Raw genomic sequence first — 10,440 nt, 5'->3', positions numbered from 1 at the left:
GGGGGAGGGAGACGCGGCGGTGGCCGGCTCGCACTTGATCACATCCACCATCATTGCAGCTTCGGATTGAGCGCGTCGCGCAGCCAATCCCCCAGAAGGTTGATGGCGATGACCAGCCCGGCGAGCGCCACGCCCGGGAAGGCGACGATCCACCACTCGCCGGAGAACAGGAACCGGTTGCCGGTGCGGATCAGCGTGCCGAGCGACGGCATGGTCTCGGGCAGGCCGGTGCCGAGGAACGACAGGGTCGCCTCGGTGATGATCGCGAGCGCCAGGTTGATCGTCGCGATCACGAAAACCGGCCCGGTGACGTTCGGCAGGACGTGGCGCACCAGGATCACCGGCGGCGACAGGCCGATCAGCCGGGCCGCCTGGACGTAATCCTTGCCCTTCTCGACCAGCACGGAGGAGCGCACGGTCCGGGCGTACTGCACCCAGAAGGACAGGCCGATCGACACCACGATCAGCCCGATCAGCGGTCCGACATCCAGCGCGCTGCCAAAACTCGCCTTGGCGACGCCATCCACCACCAGGGCGATCAGGATCGCCGGGAAGGTGAGCTGCACGTCGGCGATCCGCATGATCAGCGTGTCGACGGCCCCGCCCGCGTAGCCGGCGATCAGGCCGAGCGCGATGCCGAGCACCCCGGAGGTCAGCACGCCGAGCACGCCGACGATCAGCGACAGCCGCAGGCCGTACAACACCGCCGAGAGCACGTCCCGGCCCTGGTCGTCGGTGCCGAGATAGTAGGGTGCCTGACCGTCCGCCTGCCAGATCGGCGGCAGGTTGGAGTTGATCAGGTCGAGCTGGGCCGGGTCGTAGGGGTTCTGGGGGGCGATCCAGGGCGACGCGAAGGCGAGGCCGACCATCAGCACCGTGACGATCAGCGCCGCCATGGCGGTCTTCGAGCGCAAAAAGTTCGCCAGTAGGTCGGAATCGCGCCAGCGCGCGAGCCGGGAGGGCGCCGCCTCGGCCAGGGGGACCGGCGGGGCATCGCCCGCGTCGAGGTCGTATCCGCTCATCGGCCGACCCTCACGTCGTGTCCGCGCGGGAAACTCAGGGCGGCAGCCACCGTCCTTGCGAGCGGAGCGAAGCGATGACGGCAACACAGGACACGACAGTCTTGCACCACCGAGCTTGGCAGGCGCGACCGGCCCCCTCTCCCGTGCGGGAGAGGGTTGGGGTGAGGGACGAGAAAGTTCAGGATCGAGCGCGCTATCGATGCGCCGACACGGCGCGCCGCGTTCGGAAAGTTCTCATCCCTCACCCGGCTTTCTGCGAAAGCAGACCTCTCCCGCACGGGAGAGGGGACCCGCGCCTCATGCGAGGATGGCAGCACTGTCGTGTACCGTGGGACGGCGCGGGTCAGGCAACCGGAGCAATTCGTCATGTCCGGTCTCACGCCGCCCGCCCGGTCGAGAGCCGCAGGCGCGGGTCGACCACCGTGTAGAGGATGTCGACCACCAGATTGATGGTCACGAAGATCAGCGCGACCAGCAACAGATACGCCGACATGATCGGGATATCGACGTTCTGCACGGCCTGGACGAAGAGCAGGCCCATGCCGGGCCACTGGAACACCGTCTCGGTGATGATCGAGAAGGCGATGACCGAGCCGAGCTGCAGCCCCGCGATGGTGATCACCGGCACCAGCGTGTTCTTCAGGGCGTGGCGCAGGTGGACGGCCCGGGTGGTGAGCCCCCGGGCGCGGGCGAAGCGGATGTAGTCGGTGCGCAGCACCTCCAGCATCTCGGCGCGCACCAGCCGCATGATCAGCGTCATCTGAAACAGGCCGAGCGTCACCGAGGGCAGGATCAGCGCCTTGAGCCCGGAGGCGGTGAGGAAGCCGGTGGTCCACCAGCCGAGCCGCACGGTGTCGCCGCGCCCGTAGGAGGGGAGCCAGCCGAGCGTCACCGAGAACAGGTAGATCAGCAGAATGCCGATCAGGAAGGTCGGCAGGCTGATCCCGATCAGCGAGACCGCCTGGAACAGCCCGGCGAGCCAGGAATCCCGGAAGAGCGCGCAGTACACGCCCATCAGGATGCCCACCACCAGGGCGAAGACCGTGGCGCAGAAGGCGAGCTCCAGCGTCGCCGGCATGCGCTCGGCCAAAAGCTGCGAGACCGGCTGCCGGAACTGGTACGAGATGCCGAACCGGCCCCGCACCACGTTGCCGGCGTAGCGGGCGAACTGGACCAGCACCGGATCGTCGAGGCCGAGGTCCGTTCGGATCTGAGCCCGCTCGGCCACGGTGGTGTCGGGGCCGACGATCTGGTTCACGGGATCGCCCGCGAACCGGAACATCGCGAAGGCGATGAGCCCGACGACCGCGAGGACCGCGGCCGCCTGGATCACCCGGCGCAGCAGGAAGGCGAGCACGCCGCGCCCCTACTGCGGGTCCTTCGAGACCCAGTAGAGCAGGAGCAGGTTGTCGGCACGCTGGGTCAGGTGGACCTTCTTCGAGACGCCCCAGGCCAGTGCCTGCTGGTGCAGCGGGATGTAGCCCCAATCGGTATTGAGGACATCGAACCCGTCCTTGATCAGCGCGTCGCGCTTGGTCTTGTCGGTCTCGGCCTCGACCTGGTCGGCGATGGTGTCGATCTTCGGGTCGCAATAGCCGGCGAGATTCCAGCTGCCGCGGCCGGACTTGTCGCCGGGCTTCCGGCAGCCGACGATCTCGTAGAGGATGTTGTGGCTGTCCAGCGAGGACGGGGTCCAGCCGAGCAGGTAGAACGAGGTGTCGTAGTTCGGCGCCAGGACCTTGGCGAAGTACTTGGCCTTCGGCTGGGCGTTGAGGTTCACCTTGACGTTGATGCGGGCCAGCATCGAGACCACCGCCTGACAGATCGCCTCGTCGTTGACGTAGCGGTCGTTCGGGCAATCCATGGTGAGCGAGAACCCATCCGGATAGCCGGCTTCAGCCATCAGCGCCTTGGCCTTCTTGAGGTCGGTGGCCGGGCGCTTGAACTCGGCGCCGCGGTCGTAGAGGCTCGGGGCGATCATCAGCGCGGAGGGCACCGCCTGCCCGCGCATGACGCGCTTGGCGATCGTGTCCTCGTCGATGGCGAGGTAGAAGGCCTCGCGCACCTTGATGTCCTTGAACGGATTCTTGCCCTTGACGCTCGAATCCTTCAGCTCGTCCCGATCCTGGTCCATGCCGAGGAAGATCGTGCGCAGTTCAGGCCCGGCCATCACGATGGCGGTGCCGCTGGCATTGACCCGCTGCTGGTCCTGCAGCGGCACGGGATCGATCCAGTCGACTTCGCCGGAGAGCAGCGCAGCGACGCGGGTGGCCGGGTTGGCGATGGTGGTGAGGATCGCCTCGTCGAGGTTCGACTCGACCTTGCCCCAGTAGCCATCGAACTTCTTGAACACGGTCTTCACGCCGGGCTGGTGCTCGGCGATCACGAACGGGCCGGTGCCGTTCTCGTGCAGGGTGGCGTAGCTCGGGCTGGTGGCGTTGGGTGCCGTCGGCTGGACGACGCCGTTCTTCTCGGACCACGCCTTCGACATGATCAGCCAGGTCGGGAACTGAGCGATGGCGATGGGGTTCGGCTTCTTCAGCACCATGTCGACGGTGAAATCGTCAACCTTCACGAATTCCGCGTCGGCTGGAACGTTGGTGGTGAAGTTCGAGCCGGAGGCCCGGACCCGCTGGGCGGAGAACAGCACGTCGTCGGCGGTAAAGGGCGAGCCGTCGTGGAACGTGACGTTCTTGCGCAGATGGAAGCGCCAGCGGGTGGGCTCGGGGGTCTCCCAGGATTCGGCCAGGCCGGGGGCGAATTTCAGGTTCTTGTCGAGGGTGACGAGGGACTCGTAGGCCGCCTGCTGCATCCCTTCCGTGAAGCTCTCCTTGAGGGAGTACGGATCCAACGATTTCAGATCGCCCTGGAAGGCGAAGCGGAACACGTTGGCGGCCTGCGCGGGCAGCGCGAACGCCAGGGACACTACCGCACCCACGGACACGCCGCGGGCGAGGGTTTTCAGGGCTGAGCGGGACAAGCGGATCTCCGGAACCGTGAAAGTTGAGCGCAGGCCGTTCCGCGGAAGCGGTGGCTGAGGCTTAGCCCCGGCACCGCGCGTCGGCAAACGGCGCGACCGCTGCGCCCACAGCAAGGTTCGGACCAGGGGGATTGGTTGAGGGACCAATCTCGGCGGTCTCGGAGGCGTGGCGGAGATTTTTGGCCGAAGAATCAAGCGCAAAGCGTCGAGCGCATCCCCCTCTCCCCGCGTGCGGGGCGAGGCCCGCACGGACTTCGTCGTCCGTTCGGGAAGCGAGAGGCGAAGCCGGAGCGGAGGTGAGGGGGCGGTTCTGGAAGAGGCTCCTCCGTTCGAGCCCCCTCACCTTCGGCTGCCGCCTCGCTCCGGCGACGACAAGGTCGCCGGAGCCCTCTCCCCGCAAGCGGGGCGAGGGGAATCCAGCTGCGCGCCCGCGGCTCACTCCGCCGCCACCCGGGCCGGCTCGTGCCGCGCCTCCGCCGCCTCCCCTTCCGCCACGGCCTTCCGCCGGAACAGGCGCATCACCACCACGAAGAACACCGGCACGAAGAACACCGCCAGCACGGTGGCGGTGATCATGCCGCCCATCACGCCGGTGCCGATCGCCTGCTGGCTCTTCGAGGCGGCGCCGGTGGCGATGGCCAGCGGCACCACGCCGAAGATGAAGGCCAGCGAGGTCATCACGATCGGCCGGAACCGGAGGGTCGCCGCCTCGATCGCCGCCCGCACCACCGAGGTTCCGGGCTTCCAGAGGTCACGCGCGAATTCCACGATCAGGATCGCGTTCTTGGCCGAGAGTCCGATGATCGTGATCAGCCCGATCTTGAAGTAGACGTCGTTGGGCATGCCGCGCAGGTACACGGCCGCCACCGCGCCGATGACGCCGAGCGGAATCACCAGCATCACCGAGACCGGGATCGCCCAACTCTCGTAGAGCGCGGCGAGGCACAGGAACACGATCAGCACCGACAGCGCCAGCAACAGGCTTGCCTGGCTGCCGGCCTGCTTCTCCTGATAGGATTGCCCGGTCCAGGCGTAGCCGAAACCCTTGGGCAATTGGAGCATCAGCCGCTCCATTTCGGCGATGGCGTCGCCCGAGGTGTAGCCAGGGTTCGGCTCGCCGGTGAAGCGCACCGACTGGTAGCCGTTGAAGCCGACGATCTGGCTCGGCCCCATGCCCCATTTCAGCTCCGCGAAGGACGACATCGGCACCATCGTCCCCGTGGCGTTCTTCACCGCGTAGTTGAGGATGTCCGACGCGGTCATGCGCTGGAGCTGCTCGGCCTGCACGTAGACCCGCTGCATCTTGCCCCGGTTGGGGAAGTCGTTCGGGTAGACCGAGCCGAGGTTGAGCTGGATCGTGGCGTTGATGTCCTCGAACTTCACGCCGAGCGCAGCCGCCTTCTCGCGGTCGATCACCAGCTCTGCCTGCGGGGTCGGCGGCAGGCCCTCGATCTTGACCTTCTGGAGGATCGGGCTTTGCGTCGCCAGCTTCAGGAGTTGCTCCTGGGCCGACAGCAGAGCCGCGTAGCCGCGATTGGCCCGATCCTGAAGGCGGAACGAGAAGCCCGCCGCGTTGCCGAGGTTGTCCACCGGCGGTGGTTCCTGGGCGTCCACGGTGGCGTCGCGGTAGGTGCTGAGCGCCGTGTTGGTGGCGGCCACCAGGGCGGCGGCCGAGTTCTTGGCGTCGCGCTCGCCCCAGGGCTTGAGGGTGACGAAGGCCTGACTGGTGCTGGGCGCCTGGCCGGAGAACGAGAAGCCGTTGAGCATCGTCACGGTGGCGACGCCCGGCTGCGCCAGCAGGTACTCCTCGACCTTGCGGACCGCCACCTGGGTGCGGTTGTAGGAGGCGCCCGGCGGGGTCTGGATGTCGACCGTGAAGAAGCCCTGATCCTCAACCGGCAAAAAACCCTCCGGCAGTTGCACGAAGGCGTAGGCCGTGCCGGCCACCAGCGCGAGGTAGACCAGCATCACCCGGCCGGACTTGCGGATGAACGCCGCGGTGCCACGGCCGTAGCGGGCGGTCTCCCGGTCCACGAACCGGTTGAACATCCCGAACACGCCGCCCTTGGCGTGGCCGTGGCCCTTCTCGATAGGCTTCAGGAAGGTCGCGCAGAGCGCCGGCGTCAGCGACAGGGCCAGCAGCGCCGAGAAGCCGATGGAGGTCACCATCGCGATCGAGAACTGCCGGTAGATGATGCCCACCGAGCCGGGGAAGAACGCCATCGGGATAAACACCGCCACCAGCACCAGGGTGATGCCGATGATCGCGCCGGTGATCTGCCCCATGGCCTTCTTGGTGGCCTCCTTGGGGGGCAGCCCCTCCTCGTTCATGATCCGCTCGACGTTCTCCACCACCACGATGGCGTCGTCGACCAGGATGCCGATGGCCAGCACCATGCCGAACATGGTGAGCACATTTACCGAGAAGCCCGAGATCCACATCACCGTGACGGTGCCCATCAGGGCGATCGGCACCACGATGGTGGGGATCAGGGTGTAGCGGATGTTCTGCAGGAACAGGAGCATCACGAGGAAGACCAGCACCACCGCCTCGACCAGCGTGTGCAGCACCTTCTCGATGGAGGCCTCCACCGCCGGGGTGATGTCGTAGGGGATGTCCCACTTCAGGTCCGGCGGGAAGAACTGGGACAGCTCCACCATCTTGGCGCGGATGGCCCTGGCGGTCTCCAGCGCGTTGCCGTCGGGGGCGAGCGTCACCGAGATGCCGGCGGCCGGGCCGCCGTTGAGGCGCGTGGAGAACTGGTAGGCGTCGCCGCCGAGCTCGATCCGGGCGACGTCGCGCAGGCGCACGGTCGAGCCGTCGGAATTGGCCCGCAGCACCACGGCGCCGAACTCCTCGATCGTGCCGAGCTGGCCCTTCACGATGATCGGCACGGTGAGCGCCTGCCGGGTCGGGCTCGGCTGCGCGCCGACCGAGCCGGAGGCGACCTGGACGTTCTGGTTGCGGATCGCGTCGGTCACGTCGGAGGCGTTGAGCGACAGGCCGCGCAGCTTGTCGGGATCGACCCAGACCCGCAGCGACCGCTCGGTGGAGTACAGCGTCGCGCGCCCGACGCCGGGGATGCGGCGGATCTCGTTGATGACGTTGCGGATCAGGAAGTCGCCCAGGCCCACCTCGTCCATCGACCCGTCCTTGGAGACGAGGGTGATGATGTTGAGGGTGGCGGCCGAGGCCTCCTCCACCAGGATGCCCTGCTGGCGCACTTCGGCCGGCAGGCGGGCCTCCACGCGTTTGAGCCGGTTCTGGACCTCCACGGAGGCGAGCGCCGGGTCGGTGCCGGGCTGGAAGGTGGCGGTGATGTTGACCGAGCCGAACGAATCAGTGGTCGACTCGAAGTTCATGATGTTGGCGGCGCCGTTCAGCTCATCCTCGATGAGCCGGGTCGTGCCGATGTAGAGGCTCTCCACCGAGGCCCCCGGATAGGCCGTCGACAACGCGATGGAGGGCGGCGCGATCACCGGATACTGCGCCACCGGCAGGTTCGGGATGGCGAGCGCGCCGCCGAGGCAGATGAACAACGCCACCACCCAGGCGAAGACCGGGCGGTCGATGAAGAAGCGGGCCATGGTCGGGGTCTCCCGGGCTCAGTGGCGCTGCTGGGCGGCGGCCCGCGGGGTGACCTCCGCCTTGTCGCCAGAACTCTGGTCACCCTGCGCGTCGGGTGCCTCGTCGGCATCGTGCTTCGGGCCGGTCTCGCCATGGACCGGACTCTGGTCGAGGGGCTTCACCTTGGCGCCCACGGTGATCTTCTGGAACCCGTCGATCACGACGCGCTCGCCGGCCTTGAGGCCCGAGCGGATCAGCCAGTTCTGGCCGACCACCGGCCCGACTTCGACGGGCTGGCGCATCACGGTCTCGTCGGCACGCACGATCCAGACCTCGGCGCGGCCGTCATCGGTGCGCTGGATCGCCTGCTGCGGCACCGCGATGGCGTCGGAATCGATGCCCTGCTTGATCCGCGCCCGGACATACATGCCGGGGAAGAGTTCATCGTGCGGGTTCGGGAACTGCACACGCAGGGTCACCTGCCCGGTGCTCGGATCGGCTGTGACGTCCGAGAACAGCAGGCGGCCGGCCAGCGGGTAGAGCGAATTGTCGTCCATGATCAGGTGGACGTTGGCGGTGTTGTCCTCCAGCCGCGCCAGTTCGCCGCTGGCGAGGTCCCGGCGCAGGCGGTTCAACTCGCCGACCGATTGGGTGATGTCGACGTAGATCGGGTCGAGCTGCTGGATCGTGGCGAGCGCTCCCATGGCGCCGGGCTCGATCAGCGTGCCCTCGGTGAGCAGCGCCCGCCCGATGCGGCCGGTGATCGGCGCGCGCACGTCGGTCCAATCGAGGTTGAGCTGCGCCTTCTGGCGGCTCGCCTTGGCGCCGGCCACCTCGGCCTCGGCCTGCTTCTTGCCCGCGTAGGCGGCGTCGTACTGGGCTTGGCTCGCCGTGGCGCGGGAAAGCAGCTGCTCCAGCCGGTCGGCCTGCTGGCGGGCGAGCACCAGGGCGGCCTCCTGGCGGGCCAACGCCGCCTCGGCGCTGGCAAGCTCGACCTCGTAGGGCGCGGGGTCGATCTTGTAGAGAATATCGCCTTCCTTGACCATGCTGCCCTGCTCGAACAGGCGCTTGACCACGAGGCCGGAAACCCGGGAGCGGACCTCGGCGATCCGCATCGGTGCGACGCGGCCGGGCAGATCGCGCAGATAGGGAATCGCCTGGGGCTCCACTTTGACGAAGCCGACCTCCGGCACGGGCGGCGTCGGCGCGGCGGCCCGCTTCGGGTTGCAGGCCGCGAGGCCGAGCAGCAGCAGGACAGCCGGTGCGCGGAACGGGGACAGGGTTCTGGCGGACAAAGTGCGGGTCACGGTTACCGACGCTCCTGAAAGCATGCGTCTGCTGAGGCTGGCGCGGAGCATGGGCCCGCGCATCGTCGAATCGGATCACGGGACCGGTCACGCGGCCGGCCCGGAAGATCAGGACAGGCACAACCCACATCGGCCGTCGGGCCGGGGGCGTGCGTCAGGCCAGCCGTGGGGGCCGGTGCAGCGAGCCATCTGGCGCGGAGGCCGGCACGGCGTCGGACCTGTAATCGAACGATGCGGAGACAGTGTGACGAGGCCACAGCGCCTCAACCGGCGGTCGCGGCAGCCCCAGCTCGGTGATGATCTCGCAGTCAGCAGCGCAGAGATCGGTGCGGCTCAGCCCCAAGTGCTCGGCCTCGGGCTGCGCATCCGGTGTGCCCGACAGGACCGCCATCCGGGCGCCCGTGACGGCGCAGGCCGGACCTTCGGCATGCGCCGCGGCTTCGGCCGGCGCGGCGACGCTGGCCGCAGCCGCGAGGACAAGCAACGCCACCAGGGCGAGGCCCCGGGCGAGGCGGTCCGGCGAGCCCGCGACGCGGCGGGCCAGAAGGGCGACGGATCGGATCACAAAGTTGAGATAAGCATGGCCGTCGCTCGGTGCAATCACCCATGGCGTCGCGCCGACCGGCCCCTGTTGCGCGAACGCAACGGCTACGCCCGGAAGCGCCCTCTCTGACGGTCCGGCCTCAACCTTGCCGCGAAGTCGAGGCGGGTTCAGCGCATGACCGAGCGGCCGCCGCCAAGGCCTGCGCCGCGATCACAGAGGGATGGACACCATGTCGAGACGGATCGCGATGCTTGCGCTCGCAGGCGCCCTGCTGGGAGGCACGCCCGCTTCCGCCGGCCCGATGGACAGCGGGCCGCTCGCGGATTTCTTGAACGTCTTCCGCAGCCAGGCGATCCCGCGCGAGACGATCGGCTGGAACAGCACCGAGAAGCCCGGCACCATCGTGATCTCCACCCGCCAACGCCGGCTCTATTACATCCTCGGCAACAGCGAGGCGATCCGCTACGGCGTCGGCGTGGGCCGTCAGGGCTTCTCATGGTCCGGTACCAAGACCGTGACGATGAAGAAGGAATGGCCGGCTTGGCGCCCGCCGCAGCAGATGCTGGCCCGCCGCCCGGACCTGCCGCGCTACATGGCCGGCGGCCAGGACAACCCGCTGGGCGCCCGCGCCCTCTATCTCGGCTCCTCGCTCTACCGGATCCACGGCTCGAACGAGCCCGAGACCATGGGCGCAGCGGTCTCCTCCGGCTGCATCCGTATGACCAACAAGGATGTGGTCGATCTCTATGACCGGGTCCGCGTCGGCACCAAAGTGGTCGTACGCGACTGATTTGTGCGAGCGCAGGAAGTTTGTCGGCAGGAGCGGGTAATGTGTCGGCCTGGGCGCGCGAAGTTTGTCGGCGCGCGTCTTGGCCAGCCTGATCATCAAGGTCCGGCCCCGAATGCGTGAGCGGGTTTCTTCGCGCCCGAGGCATTGAGCCCGCGCCGGACAAGCGCGACTATCATGCGGCCTTCCACGACCCGGCCAGAGTCGAGGCGTTCGAGGATCACGGCATCTA

The 10,440-nt window shown here is 68.0% G+C and carries 7 protein-coding genes; 1 reads left to right on the top strand and 6 read right to left on the bottom strand.

Annotation, left to right across the window (positions count from 1 at the left end; all coding sequences use genetic code 11):
* Positions 1–50 precede the first annotated feature (50 nt).
* The 6 genes from MKK63_RS13630 to MKK63_RS13605 form a co-directional block, all read right to left on the bottom strand.
* Positions 51–1,022: an ABC transporter permease gene (locus MKK63_RS13630; RefSeq protein WP_244002544.1), complete on the bottom strand. Its 972-nt coding sequence runs from the start codon at positions 1,020–1,022 to the stop codon at positions 51–53.
* A gap of 376 nt (positions 1,023–1,398) precedes the next feature.
* A complete protein-coding gene (locus tag MKK63_RS13625; RefSeq protein ID WP_244002542.1) occupies positions 1,399–2,379 on the bottom strand; it encodes an ABC transporter permease in 981 nt (326 codons plus the stop codon).
* Between the two features lie 9 nt (positions 2,380–2,388).
* Positions 2,389–4,002, bottom strand: coding sequence for an ABC transporter substrate-binding protein (locus MKK63_RS13620; protein ID WP_244002540.1), 1,614 nt, complete (start codon positions 4,000–4,002; stop codon positions 2,389–2,391).
* A gap of 435 nt (positions 4,003–4,437) precedes the next feature.
* Positions 4,438–7,590 (bottom strand): multidrug efflux RND transporter permease subunit, encoded by a 3,153-nt coding sequence (locus MKK63_RS13615; protein WP_244002538.1) that lies wholly within the window; start codon positions 7,588–7,590, stop codon positions 4,438–4,440.
* 18 nt (positions 7,591–7,608) lie between these two features.
* Entirely contained in the window at positions 7,609–8,877 is a 1,269-nt protein-coding gene (locus tag MKK63_RS13610; protein ID WP_244002536.1) for an efflux RND transporter periplasmic adaptor subunit, read from the bottom strand.
* A gap of 154 nt (positions 8,878–9,031) precedes the next feature.
* Positions 9,032–9,481, bottom strand: coding sequence for a hypothetical protein (locus MKK63_RS13605; RefSeq protein WP_244002534.1), 450 nt, complete (start codon positions 9,479–9,481; stop codon positions 9,032–9,034).
* A gap of 169 nt (positions 9,482–9,650) precedes the next feature.
* Between MKK63_RS13605 and MKK63_RS13600 the strand changes: the two genes are divergently transcribed.
* On the top strand, positions 9,651–10,211 hold the full coding sequence (locus MKK63_RS13600; RefSeq protein WP_244002531.1) for a L,D-transpeptidase: 561 nt from the start codon (positions 9,651–9,653) through the stop codon (positions 10,209–10,211).
* The last annotated feature ends 229 nt before the right edge of the window (positions 10,212–10,440 follow it).

Source organism: Methylobacterium sp. J-088 (assembly GCF_022829295.1).
Classification (GTDB): domain Bacteria; phylum Pseudomonadota; class Alphaproteobacteria; order Rhizobiales; family Beijerinckiaceae; genus Methylobacterium.
The sequence above is the reverse complement of the archived record's forward strand: the minus strand, read 5'-3'. Positions and strand labels throughout refer to the sequence as shown.

Bases quoted from the DNA above. Each gene is read 5' to 3' on its own strand.
- MKK63_RS13615 (WP_244002538.1), bottom strand. From the start codon at position 7,590: ATGGCCCGCTTCTTCATCGACCGCCCGGTCTTCGCCTGGGTGGTGGCG.
- MKK63_RS13630 (WP_244002544.1), bottom strand. From the start codon at position 1,022: ATGAGCGGATACGACCTCGACGCGGGCGATGCCCCGCCGGTCCCCCTG.
- MKK63_RS13600 (WP_244002531.1), top strand. From the start codon at position 9,651: ATGTCGAGACGGATCGCGATGCTTGCGCTCGCAGGCGCCCTGCTGGGA.